The organism is Rhizobiaceae bacterium (assembly GCA_023953835.1).
Lineage (GTDB): Bacteria > Pseudomonadota > Alphaproteobacteria > Rhizobiales > Rhizobiaceae > Mesorhizobium_G.
This window is the reverse complement of sequence record JAMLJB010000001.1, coordinates 2,999,484-3,014,281: the sequence shown is the minus strand read 5'-3', so window position 1 is coordinate 3,014,281 and position 14,798 is coordinate 2,999,484. Positions and strand designations below refer to the sequence as shown.

Genomic DNA, 14,798 nt, shown 5'->3' with positions numbered 1-14,798 from the left:
CGGATGAAGACATTCGAGGACGGACCGGAAGGCGCTGCGCCCAAATTCCGTCGCCCCCGCCGCCTTTCGGAAGTTTTCGCGCAGCTTGCGCGCGATGCCGATGGACCGGTCACGCTCGATCATATCTGCAAGTCGCTCGGCGCGCGCGCCTTTGCGCCGATGCTTGTTCTTTTCGCCGGGTTGAACCTCTTGCCGCTGCCGCCCGGCTCATCCGCCGTGCTCGGCCTGCCCCTCATCATCGTCGCCGCGCAGATGGTTTCCGGCAGGCGCCGGACATGGCTTCCCGAGGTGCTTGGCAAGCGTTCGCTCAGCGCCGACCAGTTCCGCAACCTCATGGCCTCGCTGGTGCCGCGCCTCGCCCGGATGGAAAAGCTCATCAAGCCCCGCTACTGGCCGTTCTGGCGTCGGCAGGGCGAACGCATCGTGGGCGCGATTGCGCTGTTCATGGCGATTGTCGTGACGCTGCCCATACCGGGCGGCAACTGGCTACCCGCTTTCTGCACGACATTGCTGGGACTTTCCCTGCTCGAAAGGGACGGCCTTCTCTTTGCGCTCGGCAGTCTCGTCGGCGTGGTGGCGATGGCCGTGATCGTCGGCATATTTACTGCGGCCGGCTTTGCCGGCCATGCGATCTGGGCGTGGATGATGTGACCCGCATGCCCGCTTGCGGGCGTCGCTTTTGAATGCACGCGCGTCGTGCCGCAACAAGCGGGCGACAAATGGTTCCTGCAATGCTCTCAAACTGATCCAGGCGAGGCGATATGGCTGATCTTATTGTCGTTTATTGGCGTGACATCCCTGCGCAGGTCATCGTGCGCAAGGGGCGTCAGAATGCGAAGCGGGAACTGCCGCAGCGTTTTGCCGAAGCCATCGACATGGCCGCCATGCGCTCCGGCGACAGCGACACCGACGCCTATCTCGCCGAGTGGCGAAAGGCCGATGCGGTACCCGTCGGCGACGACCTCGAAGTCGAGGCGGAAAAGGCCGCTTCGGCACTGGATGCTGAGTACCCACGCGAGCGCCTCGTGGCGCTTGCCAAGGCAGGCGGCAAGGAACATGGCTGACGACACGACCCGATCCACAACGGCGGCAGGCCCGGCGAGCGCTGCGCCCGAGACCTTGCCCCCGGCGGCGAAGGCCGGAGAGACACAGGCAAGCGCGGTCAAGAAATCCGCCCCCAAATCCGACTACAAGCCCGCCGACGTTTCGCCGCAACGGCGCGTCCAGCGCAGCTACACCGTGCGGCTGTGGTCGATCCGCCATTCCCGCGCGCTGGAGTGGTTCTACGCGCGCTTCGCCAGCATCTTCCTGAGCCTGCACCCGCTGTGGAAGGCGATCGGCTATGGGCGCGTCGAGGCTCCGATCAAGTTCGTCGAGCGCAATGTGAAGGGCCTGATGTTCGACTGCCGCATGTGCGGGCAATGTGTCCTCTCTTCAACCGGCATGTCCTGCCCGATGAACTGCCCCAAGCAACTGCGCAACGGTCCGTGCGGCGGCGTGCGTGCAAACGGCAATTGCGAGGTCGAGCCCAACATGCCCTGCGTCTGGGTGAAAGCTTGGGAAGGCTCGCGCAACATGGTGCATGGTGACGCGATCCTCAACGTGCAAAAGCCGGTCGACCAGTCCCTGCGCGAGACCTCGGCATGGTTGCGCGTTACGGCACAAGCCGCCGCCCACGCGGACAGGGCGCAATCGTGATGTTCGTTTCCGCTCGTGCTGCCCGCACCCCTCATCCGCCTGCCGGCGCCTTCTCCCACAAGAGGAAAAGGCGGTTGACCGAAATGCCTCGCATTCTCTGCAACGTTGACGGTTTTTGCGGGCGTTTGCGCATTCTGCCTTCTCCCCTTGTGGGAGAAGGTGCCGGCAGGCGGATGAGGGGTTTGGCAGAACCGCGCGAGATCGCATTTCGACGGGGATCTTTCCATGTCTAAACGCCCGGTCCAGCCCGACGAGAATCCGGAAGGCGTTCACCTTCCGCTGGAGCCGTTGCCCGGCCATTCGTCGCGCGGGCGGCTGGAGCGCGTTCTGCGGCGCGGTGAGTTCGCCGTTACCACCGAGCTGAATCCGCCCGACAGCGCCGACCCCGAGGACGTCTACAACCGTGCCAAAGTGTTCGACGGATGGGTGGACGGCATCAACGCGGTCGATGCGTCGGGCGCGAACTGCCATATGTCATCGGTCGGCATCTGTGCGCTCCTGACCCGCATGGGCTATGCGCCGATCATGCAGATTGCCTGCCGCGACAAAAACCGCATCGCCATTCAGGGCGACGTGCTGGGCGCGGCTGCGATGGGCGTGGCAAACATACTGTGCCTGACAGGCGACGGCGTGCAGGCGGGCGACCAGCCCGGCGCAAAGCCGGTTTTCGACCTCGACTCCATTTCGCTGCTCGAAACGGTCCGCATCATGCGCGACAACGGCAAGTTCCTCTCGGGCCGCAAACTCACCACGCCGCCGCAGCTTTTCCTCGGCGCGGCGGTGAACCCCTTCGCGCCGCCCTTCGATTTCCGTCCGATCCATCTCGGCAAGAAGATCGCCGCGGGCGCGCAGTTCGTGCAAACGCAATATTGCTTCGACGTGCCGATGTTCAAGAGCTTCATGCAGAAGGCGCGCGATCTCGGGCATGCCGAAAAGGTGTTCATCCTTTGCGGCGTCGGGCCGCTGGCGTCAGCCAAGACGGCGAAATGGATACGCTCCAACGTTCCCGGCATTCACATTCCCGACGCCATCATCGAGCGGCTGGAAGGCGCGCAGGACCAGAAGAAGGAAGGCAAGCGCATCTGCATCGACATCATCAACGAGGTGAAGGAAATTTCCGGCGTCGCGGGCGTTCATGTGATGGCCTACCGGCAGGAGGAATACGTCGCCGAGATCGTCGATGAATCCGGCGTGCTGAAAGGACGCCGCCCGTGGCAGCGCGAAGCGCGGCAGGACGACCGGATCGTCGCCGAACGACTTGAAAGCATCCTGCGCGACGACAAGGTCGAAAGCCAGGTCGAACTCGTGAAAACTGCGCATTGATCGCAAACGAATATCGATATAAAGATGTCTTTATATCTTAGGAGAGCTTTATGACCCGCACCATCGTCGCATCCGCCAGCCGCGAGATCGTCATCGGATTCGATCAGCCCTTTTGCGTGATCGGTGAACGGATCAACCCCACAGGCCGCAAGAAACTCGCCGCCGAAATGCAAGCCGGGAACTTCGAGACCGTCATCAAGGACGCTCTTGAGCAGGCGGCGGCGGGCGCAACGATGCTGGACGTGAATGCGGGCGTCACGGCGGTCGATCCAAACGCCACCGAGCCCGGCTTGCTGGTGCAAACCCTTGAAATCGTGCAGAACCTTGTCGACCTGCCGCTTTCCATCGACTCCTCCGTGACGGCGGCGATCGAAGCAGGGCTGAAGGTCGCAAAAGGCCGCCCGCTGGTCAATTCCGTGACCGGCGAGGAAGAAAAGCTTGAGGCGATCCTGCCGCTCGTCAAGAAATACGATGTGCCCGTGGTCGCCATTTCGAACGACGAGACAGGCATTTCCATGGACCCGGACGTGCGCTTCGCGGTCGCGAAGAAGATCGTCGAGCGCGCAATGGATCACGGCATCAAGGCCGAGGACGTGGTTGTCGACCCGCTGGTGATGCCCATCGGCGCGCTGGGCGACGCGGGCCGCCAGGTGTTCGCGCTGTTGCGGCGCTTGCGCGAGGAACTGAAGGTCAACACCACCTGCGGCCTTTCCAACATCTCCTTCGGCCTGCCGCATCGCCACGGCATCAACGGCGCATTCATCCCCATGGTGATCGGCGCGGGCATGACCTCTGCAATCATGAACCCCTGCCGCCCGCAGGAAATGGAAGCCGTGCGCGGCGCAAACGTGCTGAACGGGACGGACAAGGACTGCATGACCTGGATCCGCACCTACAAGGATTACAAGCCCGGCGAGCACGCCGCCCCTACCCCGGTGGCCGTGACCGCCCCCGGCGAAGCCGCCGCCGGTGGCCGCCGCCGCGGCGGACGCGAAGCGCGACGGGCGGCGCAGGGATAGCTTGCTCCGTGCCTTCCTTCACCCCTCATCCGCCTGCCGGCACCTTCTCCCACAAGGGGAGAAGGCGGAATGCAGTTTCGGTCGCATACAACGCCAGCACGTCGGCGATTTGCGGCGCGTTTCCTGAAATCGTCCTTCTCCCCTTGTGGGAGAAGGTGCCGGCAGGCGGATGAGGGGTCGCTCACAATGGCAAGTCCTTCCGATCCTCTCGTCCTGTTCATGCCTTCGGGCAAGCGCGGGCGCTTTCCTGTCGGAACGCCGATCCTCGATGCAGCGCGGTCGCTCGGCGTCTATGTCGAGTCCGTGTGCGGCGGTCGAGCGACGTGCGGACGCTGCCAGATAGAGGTGCAGGAAGGCAATTTCGCCAAGCACAAGATCGTTTCGTCGCTCGACCACATTTCGCCCAAGGGCGCGAAGGAAGAGCGCTACGAGAAGATCCGCGGCCTTCCCGAGGGCCGTCGCCTGTCCTGTTCCGCGACGGTGCAGGGCGATCTCGTCATCGACGTTCCGCAGGATACGGTCATCAATGCGCAGGTGGTGCGCAAGGCGGCGACCGACCGTGTGATCGAGCGTAATTCGCCGGTCCAGCTTTGCTATGTCGAGGTCGACGAACCCGACATGCACAAGCCGCTCGGCGATCTCGACCGGCTGAAACTCGTCCTGGAAAAAGACTGGGGCTGGGAGGACCTACTCGTCGCGCCGCACATCATCCCGCAGGTGCAAGCCATTCTGCGCAAAGGCAATTGGGGTGTGACCGCCGCCATTCACCGCGATGTGGAATCGGCGCGCCCGTTTATCATCGGTCTGTTCCCCGGCTTGAAAAACGAAGCCTACGGCATCGCCTGCGACATCGGTTCGACCACCATCGCGATGCATCTGGTGTCGCTGCTTTCAGGGCGCATCGCCGCTTCCTCGGGCACGTCGAACCCGCAAATCCGCTTCGGCGAAGATCTGATGAGCCGCGTCTCCTATGTGATGATGAACCCGGACGGGCGCGAAGCCATGACGAAGGCCGTGCGCGAGGCGGTCAACACGCTGATCGGCAAGGTCTGCGCGGAAGGCAATGTCGATCGGCACGACATTTTCGATTGCGTGTTCGTCGGCAATCCGATCATGCACCACCTTTTCCTTGGCATCGATCCGACCGAACTGGGACAGGCTCCGTTCGCGCTGGCGGTTTCGGGCGCACTGCAATATTGGGCGCACGAAATCGACATCGACGTGAACCGTGGCGCACGGGTCTACATGCTGCCCTGCATTGCGGGACATGTCGGCGCAGACGCTGCCGGCGCAACCCTGTCCGAAGGCCCCTACCGGCAGGACAAGATGATGCTTCTGGTCGATGTCGGGACCAACGCCGAGATCGTTTTAGGCAATAAAAACAGGGTTGTAGCCGCATCCTCTCCGACCGGCCCCGCATTCGAGGGCGCCGAGATTTCATCCGGCCAGCGCGCAGCGCCCGGCGCAATCGAGCGGGTGCGGATAGACCCGCAAACGCTGGAGCCGCGCTACCGTGTGATCGGCGTCGACAAGTGGTCCGATGAAGACGGCTTCGAGGACGAATCCTGGAAAACCGGCGTGACCGGAATTTGCGGCTCGGCGATCATCGAGGTCGTCGCCGAAATGTACCTCGCCGGCATTATTTCGGAGGACGGCGTGGTGGACGGATCGCTTGCCGCGCGCAGCACCCGCATCATTCCAAACGGCCGCACCTTCTCTTACCTGCTGCGGGAGGGACGGCAGGGCGAGCCGCGCATAACGGTGACGCAAAACGACATCCGCGCCATCCAGCTCGCCAAGGCGGCGCTCTATGCGGGCGTCAAGCTTCTCATGGAAAAACAAGGGGTTGTCCATGTCGATGTGATCCGCTTCGCGGGCGCGTTCGGCTCCTTCATCGATCCCAAATACGCAATGGTTCTGGGCCTCATTCCCGATTGCGACCTGTCGGAAGTCAGGGCCGTCGGCAACGCCGCCGGGACCGGCGCATTGATGGCTTTGCTCAATCGCGGCCATCGTCGCGAGATCGAAAGGGAAGTCTCGAAGATCGAGAAAATTGAGACAGCGCTGGAGCCGCATTTCCAGCAATTGTTCATCGATGCCATGGCCTTGCCGAACAAGGTCGACCCGTTCCCCCGGCTCGCCGAACAGGTTCAGTTGCCGCCGCGCAAAGTGCTTGAGACCGGTGGCGAGCCCGGCGATGGCGCGCCTCGCAGGCGCTCGCGTGAGGAACGCGCGGCTCGCCGAAACCGCGTCTGACAAGCACGGTTTTCAGCGCAAAAATCGCGATTTCTCGAAAAATACGCCCGCAAAACTGCTGAAATGCGCCGCATTTTGCACATGATGCGCGAAAAATGGGCATGGGCTGCCGAATTTTCATACCTCACCTGCAAATTTGATAGGCAAGTGAGCTTGTAGACAGAACCGTCGATAGATATATCAACGTCGTAAGAATACGACGACGCTTGAGGCAGTCATGTGCTTCGCGTCTTTCTCAAAAGGCAGAAGCAAAATGAACATGTCGAAAGCACTGGCGTGGATCGCCAGCGGTCACTTCAAGTCGCGTGCGGATCGTCGCACGGCCTCCATCATCAACGCGCTCCCGGAAGAGATCCAGAAGGACATCGGCTGGCGCTGGACGCCGAGCCGTCCCGAGAAGGGCGGCAAGCCCGACCTTCAGTTCGAGATCATCTGATCCATCTGCGATAGCGGAGTCGCAAGGGCGAGCAACTGCGGTTGCCCGCCCTTTCTCGTTACGCTGCTCAGAACTTTCCGGTTTCGCGAAACGCCTCGAAGGCGGCGCGGATATGGTCGGCGGCGGCCTTGACCGGCGGGGTCGCGTCCTTGCTGACAAGCATTGCAAGTGAATATTGGCCGATCGACGGCATGCCGTCCTTTGGGCCAAGCTCGACCATCTCCTCGGTGATGAAAGACTTCGGCAACGGCGCAACCGCGAGGTCGGACAGGATAGCGGCGCGCTGCCCCGCCGTATGGGCGCTCATATAGGCGACGCGGAAATTGCGGCCTTCGCGGCCGAGCGCCTCCATGGCGCCTGCGCGCCACGCACAACCCTCTTCCCACACCGAAACCGGCAGCGGCTCGCGCAGATGGGCGCAGCCGCCACGCGCGCCTGCCCACACGATCGGCTCGGTCAGCAATGTCTCCGCGCCATGCGACGCGCCGGTCGAATTTGTCAGCAGCGTAATGTCCAGCGCCCGGTCGTCCATGCGCCGGCGCAGGTTCACGCTCTGGTCGATCACTACATCCACGGCGATGGACGGATGCGTCTGCGCAAACCGGCGCAGCACATGCGGCAGAACACGCTCACCGAAATCATCCGGCGACCCAAGGCGCACCACGCCGACAATGTCCGGCACGACAAACTTGGAGACCGCTTCTCGATTGATCGCCAGCAGCCGCCGCGCATAGCCCAGCAGGATCTCGCCATCGGTGGTCAGAGAAACGGATCGCGCATCGCGCGCGAACACGGCGCGACCCAGAATGTCCTCAAGCTTCTTGATCTGCATCGAAACAGCGGACGGCGTGCGGAAAACCGCATTTGCCGCCGAAGTGAAGCTGCCCGTTTCCGCAATCGCGACAAAGGTGCGCAGCACGTCCAGATCGAGCAGGGGGAGCGGATGATTGAGCGGCGCGTTCATGACAACCTCGTTCAATTTTTCTGACTGAAACGATCATTCCATTTCGTTTGATTGAACACAAATAGTGCGAGATAGTCAAGCCATCGAAAGTGCCCGGACCGACCGGACGCTGCAAACAGGAGGAAGGACATGAGCATTTTTGGAGCAATCAGCCATCTGGCACATGAATACAGCCGCGCCCGCACGCGCTACCAGACCGAGCGTCTGCTGCGCGCCCTGCCCTTCGAGGTCCAGAAGGACATCGGCTGGCCGCAGGTCGAGGACGCCCGCCGTGCCACCCGAATCCATGTGGAGCATTGAGCCGAAGCATGTGTTGCGAACCGAACCGGCCCGCCGGCCATGCCGGCGGGCCTTTTTTGCGGCTACCCTGGCATGCAGCGCGCGCATGCCGCATATGAGGCATGCGCAAGCCACAACGTGCGGTCCGTAACAGTCTGTTAATCAAAAGAGATTTTGGGCATCAACCACGATGCGGCGCTCGCCTTGTCGATTTTGCGACAGCCAATTTCGTTTTGCATATAGCGGCCCCGCGCCGTCGATCCTATATCAGCGCCAACAAGAACCGAGATGCCCCACTCCGGCATAAACGCGAAGGCACCCCGTGTAGGCTTGGATACATGGAGACGTGTCATGAAGCTTTTTTCCCGCCTTTTCAGAACCGGCGCAGCAGCCAATCTTTCGACCATTCGCGAGCGTGATCGCTTCGCCCGCACCATGCCCGGCCAGACCGGCGCAATCGCGGCGAACCGCCTCGGCATGCTGATCCGCTGATCGACCCTCACTGCAAATCGGGCCGGGCCGTCGCACCTTTCGGTGCGGCGGCCCTGTTCGTTTCGGGGTCGCCATGCCCGCCATTGACAAGGCCGAAATTTGGTGTCGCATATAGCAAAGCCACGCGCTCGCAATCTCGGCATGCGCAGCCAGGGTCTGGGCCATGAACATCGTGAAGAATCAGATTAAACGATCGCTGGTCTTCTTTCTCGTTCCCGAATTCACCATGGTCGCATTTGCGACGGCGCTGGAGCCGCTGCGCATCGCAAACCGCATGCTCGGCTATGAAGCTTATCGCTGGCGGCTCGCCAGTCTCGACGGCAGGCCCGTGCCCGCCTCCAACGGTGTTCTCTGCGCCGCCGATACCTCACTGGAGGATGAGCGCCGGAAGATGGGCGGGGCCGAGCGCCCGTCCATGGTCATCGTTTGCAGCGGCTACAATGTCGAGAAATTCCAGAACAAATCGGCGCTGGCCTGGCTGCGCGAGGAGTATAATCGCGGCGTCAGCGTCGGCGGGCTTTGCACGGGCGCGCATGTGCTTGCCGCGGCCGGGCTGCTGGCCAACAAGCGCTGCGCCATCCATTGGGAAAACCTGCCCGGATTCGCGGAGGCGTTCCCGAAGGCCAATGTCTTTGCCGATCTCTTCGAGGTTGACCAGAACGTCTACACCTGCGCCGGGGGCACCGCCGCACTCGACATGATGCTGAAGCTGATCGGCGACGATTTCGACGATAATCTCGTCAACCGGGTCTGCGAACAGATGCTGACCGACCGCGTCCGCAACCCCACCGACCGCCAGCGCCTGCCGCTGCGCGCGCGGCTCGGCGTGCAGAATTCCAAGGTGCTCACCATCATCGAGCTCATGGAGGCAAATCTGTCCGAGCCTCTGTCATTGATCGAAATCGCCGACCATGTGGGCCTGTCGCGCCGCCAGATCGAACGGCTCTTCCGATCCGAAATGGGCCGATCCCCGGCCCGGTATTATCTGGAGATCCGGCTCGACCGCGCGCGCCACCTGCTTATCCAGTCCTCCATGCCGGTGGTCGAGGTGGCGGTTGCCTGCGGCTTCGTGTCGGCGTCGCATTTTTCGAAATGCTATCGCGAGCTTTACGCCCGCTCGCCCCAGCAGGAACGCGCCGACAGGAAGCAACTCGCCGCCGCCTGAGCGCAACCACCAACCCAAAAAATCCCGCTTCTATTTTAGCATATGATGGAATATGGTCGCCTCGGGTCCGGTCGCCTGGCCGGGCCTTGGGGTGTCATAGTCCCATCCAACGCGGTCGATGTCGATCGTCAACGGCATCTCCACGAGCCTCAGGGCCGGGGAGGCCTCGACGCATGTCCAGAGCTTCGGCTTAAAGGTCGGGGCAGCCGTCGTTGTGCGGTTTATGACCTCCCCGGTCACCAGAGGGGCGAGTGGGGCTTTGGGGCCCCTCGGTGACCAAATTGCATGGCACGGAGGTCGCAATGGACAGCTATCATTTCTGGAAAGATTTCTTCGATGCGTTTCGGTCCTCGTCGGATGCGATCAAGGCGCTGTGGATCATCGTCCCATCATGCACCTTGCTCGGCCTGACATGGATCGTGGTCAATGCGCCGTGGCTGCGTGGAAGGCGGGTGATGTATGTTGATGCGGCGGTGATAGCCTTGCCGACATAGCGCTGCCCCTCATCCGCCTGCCGGCACCTTCTCCCACAAGGGGAGAAGGGGATGTCCGTCACGCCGGCCTCAGTCAACGACGTCGCAGAAAATGCGAGACGTGGTTGCCATCGTCCTTCTCCCCTTGTGGGAGAAGGTGGCGGCAGCCGGTTGAGGGGTGCGCTGGGCACCAACCCAAAATCCCGCTTCTATTTTAGCATATGATGGAATATGGTCGCCTCGGGTCCGGTCGTTTGGCCGGGCCTTGGGATGTGATAATCCCTTGCGACGCGGTCGATGCCGACCGTCAACGGCATCTCCACGAGCCTCAGGGCCGGGGAGGCCCCGACGTATGTCCAGAGCTTCGGCTTAAAGGTCGGGGCAGCCGTCGTTGCACGGTTTATCACCTCCCCGGTCACCAGAGGGGCGAGTGGGGCTTTTTGGGGCCCCTCGGTGACCAAATTGCATGGCACGGAGGTCGCAATGGACAGCTATCATTTCTGGCAGGATTTCTTCGATGCGTTTCGCTCCTCGTCGGATGCGATCAAGGCGCTGTGGATCATCGCCCCATCTTTCACCCTGCTCGGCCTGACATGGATCGTGGTCAATGCGCCGTGGTTCCGTGGTCGAAGGGTGACGTATTTGGACACCACCCCCACTCCGGTTTGCTTCGCAAACCACCTCTCCCCCACAAAGTGGGGGTGAGGAAGGGAGCCTGTCTTCCCCGCCACACCCTTCCTCTCCCCTGCGAAGTGGGGGAGAGGTGGCGCGCGAAGCGCGACGGAGTGGGGGCGGTGCGAACCTTGCCGACTTAGCGGCTGTCCCACATCCATGAACGATTGCGCCAGATCTTCTCGCCGACAAGACAGTCATACGGCTCCTTGGCCTGAGCGAGAACGACAGGCAAGTCGCCAAGGGGCCGGGCAGCAAGTTCAAGCACCAGCTTGCGGCGGATCGCTTCGGGAAACTGCTCCCAGGCATTGACGGGAATCATGAACGCCCCCGGCCCGCCGATGACGCAATTGGTGTAGTAGGAATCGAGATCGGGAACGTCGTAGGCGCTGGAAAAGCCGCCATTCGTCATGAGCGGGAGTCCGTTGATGACAATGCCCTGCTCCACAAGCCGGTCGCGCATTTCGACCACGGGCGCGCCCTGATTGTTCGGACCGTCTCCCGAAATATCGATCACGCGCTTGACGCTTTGATACGGGCTTTCGGCCAGCAGGTCCGCACCGAATTCGAGCGCGCTGGAGATCGAGGTGCGGCGCGCGCTTGCCGGTGGAAGGGCCGTGAGCCGCGCGACCACACGCTCGGCGTCCGCGCGGCTGGAGATGGTTGTCCAGGGCACGACGAGCTGGTGCGACGTGGTGCCCGCCCATTCGAAATAGGCCACGGCGATGCGGCCATAGGCACCGGCGGCGATGGCGTCGAGCACATCCTTGTCGAGCAGCGCAGCCGCGTAGCCGTCGCGCTGGATGTCAAGCTCGGAGGGAGACATGGAAAGCGAAACGTCCACCGCGAGGACGAGTTCGACATCGACCGGCTCGGCGGCTGACGAAACACCGCCCGTCGTCGCGAGGGCGACGAAAGCAAAGGCAATCCTCAAGCCTTGAGGGATTCCGCGCATGGAGACAAGGATTAAGAAAATCCCGACCGATGGCAATGGGCCTTCGGTCGGGATGCTCTCCGCACATTCAACTTTTCGAGAGCCGCCGCTCAGCTTCTCGGCTTGAGGTTTTCGGGATCGTAGAGCGGCTGGTAGCCGACCGCAGCCACTTCGACAGGAAAGGTGTCGCCGAAATATTCGACCACAAGCCGGCGGCCCTGCTGCGCGAAATCGCGAGGCAGATAGGCCAGCGCGATGTTCCTGCCGATGGTGGGGCCGAAGGCGACCGAAGTGGTGAATGACAGGCGTCCAAGCTCGTCGACCAGCGTCTTGCCGGTGTCGGGGTCCATGACGGGCATGCTGCCGACCGGATAGCGGGCAACGCCCTTCGAGTCGATATTGTCCGTCATGACGAGGGTGCAGAGCGTGGCAGGCTGTCCGTCGCGGGCGCGATATTCGACATGCTTCGCCTTGCCCCGGAAGTCCGCTTCCTTGACCTTGGGACGCGCAAGGTCGGCCTCGAACAGATTGTACTCGGTCAGGAGATCGGCGTTCTGAAGCCGAAGGCTTTTTTCCATGCGGCGGCTGTTGGCGTAGGTTTCGACACCGAACGGCATGATTCCGGTTGCGCGCAGCGCGTCCCAGACGGCAAGCCCGTCCTCATAACGCATGTGAAGCTCCCAACCTTGCTCGCCGACATAGGAAATGCGGAATGCCGTCACATCCTTGCCCGCGATGCGGATCGGTTTGATGGCGGCGAAGGGAAAGTTCTCCGACGCAAGGCCCTCCGGGTCCGCGACCACCTGTTGCAGCGTGGCGCGCGCGTTCGACCCCCAGATGCCGATGGTGACAAACTTCTCCGTCACATCGATGATGGTGACGTCGAAGCCCTTATCCTCCGCCACGCGGCGCAGATAGTGATAGTCGCGCGGACCGGCATCCGCACCGTCGATCACGCGGCAGCGGTCGACCATGCGGATGACGGTGAGGTCCGCCCGCACCATGCCCTCGTCGTCGAGAAAATGCGTGTAGATGCCCTTGCCGATATTGGCGTCGCCGCCGATGCGGGCAGCGCAGACCCACTCCATGAGTGCCACGTGGTCCGGGCCTTCGACATCGAACATGGCGAAATGCGACAGGTTCACGATGCCGCAATCCTCGCTCATGGCGAGATGCTCGGCGTTGGAGACGCGCCAGAAATGCCGATTGTCCCATTCGTTTTCGCGCACAGGAACACGGTCGCCGTATTTCTCGAGAAGATGCTCATTGGCAGCGTAGCCATGGGCGCGCTCCCAGCCGCCAAGCTCCATGAAATAGCCGCCAAGCTCCTTCTCGCGCTCGTAGAAAGGCGAGCGGCGGATGTTGCGGCCCGTCGCGTAAGGTTCGCGCGGATGCACCGCCGGGTTGTAGACCTTCTGCGCCGCCTCGCCGCAACGGCCCTCGACGAATTTTTCCTCAAGCTGGTGCGGATAGAAGCGCGAATAGTCGATGCGGGCATGGTCGATCGAGGTGCGGCCATCCGTCATCCAGTCCGCGAGCAGCTTGCCGAAGCCGGGGCCGTCCTTGACCCAGATGGCGACGCAATACCACAGCCCCCTCACCTTCTGGCTTTCGCCGACCGACGGCCCGCCATCGGCGGTGACCTGCAACAGCCCGTTGAAGGAATGGCTCTCATTGTAGCCGAGTTCGCCGAGGATCGGCGTCAACTCGATGGCGCGTTCCAGCGGTTCGAGGATCTGCTCCATGTCGAGGTCGCGCTGTGAGGGCGACAGCCGCGCCTGATCCTTTTCAAGCAGGTCGCGCGGATGGCAAAGGCGTGGATTGGTTTCCTCGTAATAGCCCCACTCGATCTGCCCACCTTCGGTGGTCCTGGGGTCGCCCGTGTCGCGCATATAGGCCGAATTGCCCTGGTCGCGCATGAGCGGCCAGCCGATCTCCTTGCCGGTGCCGGCAAATTCTGTATAGGGGCCGAAAAAGGTCAGCGGATGATCGATCGGCATGACCGGCAGGTCCTCGCCCGCCATCTCCGCGATGAGGCGGCCCCACAGGCCGGCGCAGACAATGACATGATCCGCGCGGATCGTGCCGCGGCTGGTGACGACGCCACGGATGCGGCCATTCTCGATGATGAGCGACTTCGCGGGCGTGTTGGCGAAAGCCTTCAACTTGCCGGAAGCCTCGCCCGCGTCGACGAGCTTGCCGGCAACGGTCTGCGAGCGCGGCACGACCAGCCCGGCGTCGGGGTCCCACAGGCCGCCTTGCACCAGATGCTCCTCGATGAGAGGGAATTTCGCCTTGATTTCGGCAGGCTCGATCAGGCGGGCGCGGGTGCCGAACGCCTTGGCCGACGTCACCTTGCGCCTGATTTCGTCCATGCGGCCATCGTCGCCGACGCGCGCGACCTCAAGGCCGCCAATGCGGGCATAGTGACCCATCTTCTCGTAGAAATCGATGGAATAGAGCGTCGTCCAGCAGGACAGGAAATCATGGCTTGTGGTGTAGCAGAAGTCCGACGCATGGGCCGTCGAGCCGATGTCGGTCGGAATGCCGGACTTGTCGATCCCGACGATGTCGTCCCAGCCGCGCTCGATCAGATGATGGGCGACGGATGCGCCCACGATGCCGCCGAGGCCAATGATGACGACCTTCGCTTTGCTGGGAAATTCTGCCATTGCCCGCGACTCCAGGGTATTGATCGCGGGAGACTATAAGGCGGCGCACCGGATGCAATGCAGCCTGTTTGCGACATTGCTCAAATGCGCCGCGACCTCATTTACTTGATCTTCGCGGCGCCGCCGGAAATCTCCACGGTTTCGCCGCCGGTCAGCGCCTCGCGGTCGCCATTGGGCAGCGTCACGAAGCAGCCATTGGCGCAGAAATCCACGGTTTCACCGGGCGCGATGTCGATCTGCTGGCGGCTGCCGCCTTCGGTCACGACAATCGTCCGCGTTTCGCTGTCGAGATTGACGGCGCTCGCCGCAAAGGCGGCACCGCTCGTCATGGCCATCGCCAGCGCAGCAAAAACTATTTTCAACATGCTTCCAGTTCCGGTGCGAGCACCGCCTCTATTGCAACCCCCAAGGGCGC

The 14,798-nt window shown here is 62.5% G+C and carries 16 protein-coding genes; 12 read left to right on the top strand and 4 right to left on the bottom strand.

Going from position 1 to position 14,798, the window contains the following annotated elements:
* The first annotated feature begins 3 nt into the window (after positions 1-3).
* The 7 genes from M9924_14150 (at position 4) to M9924_14120 (ending at position 6,732) form a co-directional block, all read left to right on the top strand.
* Complete coding sequence (locus tag M9924_14150; protein MCO5065538.1) at positions 4-651, top strand: exopolysaccharide biosynthesis protein; 648 nt, start codon at positions 4-6, stop codon at positions 649-651.
* Positions 652-761: 110 nt separating this feature from the next.
* The gene (locus M9924_14145; GenBank protein ID MCO5065537.1) at positions 762-1,064 is read left to right on the top strand and encodes a virulence factor; all 303 of its coding nucleotides are present in this window, start codon (positions 762-764) and stop codon (positions 1,062-1,064) included.
* Entirely contained in the window at positions 1,057-1,698 is a 642-nt protein-coding gene (locus M9924_14140) for a methylenetetrahydrofolate reductase C-terminal domain-containing protein (GenBank protein MCO5065536.1), read from the top strand. Before M9924_14145 ends, M9924_14140 begins: the two co-directional genes overlap by 8 nt.
* Before the next feature lie 225 nt (positions 1,699-1,923).
* Positions 1,924-3,021, top strand: a complete 1,098-nt coding sequence (locus M9924_14135) for a methylenetetrahydrofolate reductase (protein ID MCO5065535.1) — start codon at positions 1,924-1,926, stop codon at positions 3,019-3,021.
* A 50-nt stretch (positions 3,022-3,071) separates the two neighbouring features.
* Positions 3,072-4,040, top strand: coding sequence for a methyltetrahydrofolate cobalamin methyltransferase (locus M9924_14130; protein MCO5065534.1), 969 nt, complete (start codon positions 3,072-3,074; stop codon positions 4,038-4,040).
* Positions 4,041-4,226: 186 nt separating this feature from the next.
* Entirely contained in the window at positions 4,227-6,296 is a 2,070-nt protein-coding gene (locus M9924_14125) for an ASKHA domain-containing protein (protein ID MCO5065533.1), read from the top strand.
* Positions 6,297-6,555: 259 nt separating this feature from the next.
* Positions 6,556-6,732: a hypothetical protein gene (locus M9924_14120; protein ID MCO5065532.1), complete on the top strand. Its 177-nt coding sequence runs from the start codon at positions 6,556-6,558 to the stop codon at positions 6,730-6,732.
* A gap of 67 nt (positions 6,733-6,799) precedes the next feature.
* Here the strand turns inward: M9924_14120 and M9924_14115 are convergent, their stop codons facing one another.
* A complete protein-coding gene (locus M9924_14115) occupies positions 6,800-7,696 on the bottom strand; it encodes a LysR substrate-binding domain-containing protein (GenBank protein MCO5065531.1) in 897 nt (298 codons plus the stop codon).
* Between the two features lie 129 nt (positions 7,697-7,825).
* On the opposite strand from M9924_14115, the gene M9924_14110 reads away from it, so the two are divergent.
* From M9924_14110 to M9924_14090, 5 genes are all read left to right on the top strand, one after another.
* The gene (locus M9924_14110; GenBank protein MCO5065530.1) at positions 7,826-7,996 is read left to right on the top strand and encodes a hypothetical protein; all 171 of its coding nucleotides are present in this window, start codon (positions 7,826-7,828) and stop codon (positions 7,994-7,996) included.
* 330 nt (positions 7,997-8,326) lie between these two features.
* Positions 8,327-8,467 carry a hypothetical protein gene (locus tag M9924_14105; GenBank protein MCO5065529.1) on the top strand — a complete coding sequence of 47 codons (141 nt, stop codon included), beginning with the start codon at positions 8,327-8,329 and terminating at the stop codon, positions 8,465-8,467.
* 163 nt (positions 8,468-8,630) lie between these two features.
* Positions 8,631-9,632: a GlxA family transcriptional regulator gene (locus M9924_14100; protein ID MCO5065528.1), complete on the top strand. Its 1,002-nt coding sequence runs from the start codon at positions 8,631-8,633 to the stop codon at positions 9,630-9,632.
* 302 nt (positions 9,633-9,934) lie between these two features.
* On the top strand, positions 9,935-10,126 hold the full coding sequence (locus M9924_14095) for a hypothetical protein (GenBank protein ID MCO5065527.1): 192 nt from the start codon (positions 9,935-9,937) through the stop codon (positions 10,124-10,126).
* 462 nt (positions 10,127-10,588) lie between these two features.
* Complete coding sequence (locus tag M9924_14090; GenBank protein MCO5065526.1) at positions 10,589-10,810, top strand: hypothetical protein; 222 nt, start codon at positions 10,589-10,591, stop codon at positions 10,808-10,810.
* Positions 10,811-10,916: 106 nt separating this feature from the next.
* Here the strand turns inward: M9924_14090 and M9924_14085 are convergent, their stop codons facing one another.
* The 3 genes from M9924_14085 to M9924_14075 all read right to left on the bottom strand — a co-directional run bounded on the left by M9924_14085 (position 10,917) and on the right by M9924_14075 (position 14,748).
* Positions 10,917-11,711 (bottom strand): DUF1194 domain-containing protein, encoded by a 795-nt coding sequence (locus M9924_14085; GenBank protein MCO5065525.1) that lies wholly within the window; start codon positions 11,709-11,711, stop codon positions 10,917-10,919.
* A 110-nt stretch (positions 11,712-11,821) separates the two neighbouring features.
* The gene (locus tag M9924_14080) at positions 11,822-14,383 is read right to left on the bottom strand and encodes an FAD-dependent oxidoreductase (GenBank protein MCO5065524.1); all 2,562 of its coding nucleotides are present in this window, start codon (positions 14,381-14,383) and stop codon (positions 11,822-11,824) included.
* Positions 14,384-14,484: 101 nt separating this feature from the next.
* Positions 14,485-14,748: a hypothetical protein gene (locus tag M9924_14075; protein MCO5065523.1), complete on the bottom strand. Its 264-nt coding sequence runs from the start codon at positions 14,746-14,748 to the stop codon at positions 14,485-14,487.
* Positions 14,749-14,798 lie beyond the last annotated feature (50 nt).

What these genes read in the sequence shown, in the direction of transcription:
- M9924_14100 (MCO5065528.1), top strand. Translation starts at nt 8,631, where the DNA reads ATGAACATCGTGAAGAATCAGATTAAACGATCGCTGGTCTTCTTTCTC.
- M9924_14145 (MCO5065537.1), top strand. Translation starts at nt 762, where the DNA reads ATGGCTGATCTTATTGTCGTTTATTGGCGTGACATCCCTGCGCAGGTC.
- M9924_14120 (MCO5065532.1), top strand. Translation starts at nt 6,556, where the DNA reads ATGTCGAAAGCACTGGCGTGGATCGCCAGCGGTCACTTCAAGTCGCGT.
- M9924_14125 (MCO5065533.1), top strand. Translation starts at nt 4,227, where the DNA reads ATGGCAAGTCCTTCCGATCCTCTCGTCCTGTTCATGCCTTCGGGCAAG.
- M9924_14095 (MCO5065527.1), top strand. Translation starts at nt 9,935, where the DNA reads ATGGACAGCTATCATTTCTGGAAAGATTTCTTCGATGCGTTTCGGTCC.
- M9924_14075 (MCO5065523.1), bottom strand. Translation starts at nt 14,748, where the DNA reads ATGTTGAAAATAGTTTTTGCTGCGCTGGCGATGGCCATGACGAGCGGT.
- M9924_14130 (MCO5065534.1), top strand. Translation starts at nt 3,072, where the DNA reads ATGACCCGCACCATCGTCGCATCCGCCAGCCGCGAGATCGTCATCGGA.
- M9924_14150 (MCO5065538.1), top strand. Translation starts at nt 4, where the DNA reads ATGAAGACATTCGAGGACGGACCGGAAGGCGCTGCGCCCAAATTCCGT.
- M9924_14140 (MCO5065536.1), top strand. Translation starts at nt 1,057, where the DNA reads ATGGCTGACGACACGACCCGATCCACAACGGCGGCAGGCCCGGCGAGC.
- M9924_14110 (MCO5065530.1), top strand. Translation starts at nt 7,826, where the DNA reads ATGAGCATTTTTGGAGCAATCAGCCATCTGGCACATGAATACAGCCGC.
- M9924_14115 (MCO5065531.1), bottom strand. Translation starts at nt 7,696, where the DNA reads ATGAACGCGCCGCTCAATCATCCGCTCCCCCTGCTCGATCTGGACGTG.
- M9924_14135 (MCO5065535.1), top strand. Translation starts at nt 1,924, where the DNA reads ATGTCTAAACGCCCGGTCCAGCCCGACGAGAATCCGGAAGGCGTTCAC.
- M9924_14105 (MCO5065529.1), top strand. Translation starts at nt 8,327, where the DNA reads ATGAAGCTTTTTTCCCGCCTTTTCAGAACCGGCGCAGCAGCCAATCTT.
- M9924_14080 (MCO5065524.1), bottom strand. Translation starts at nt 14,383, where the DNA reads ATGGCAGAATTTCCCAGCAAAGCGAAGGTCGTCATCATTGGCCTCGGC.
- M9924_14090 (MCO5065526.1), top strand. Translation starts at nt 10,589, where the DNA reads ATGGACAGCTATCATTTCTGGCAGGATTTCTTCGATGCGTTTCGCTCC.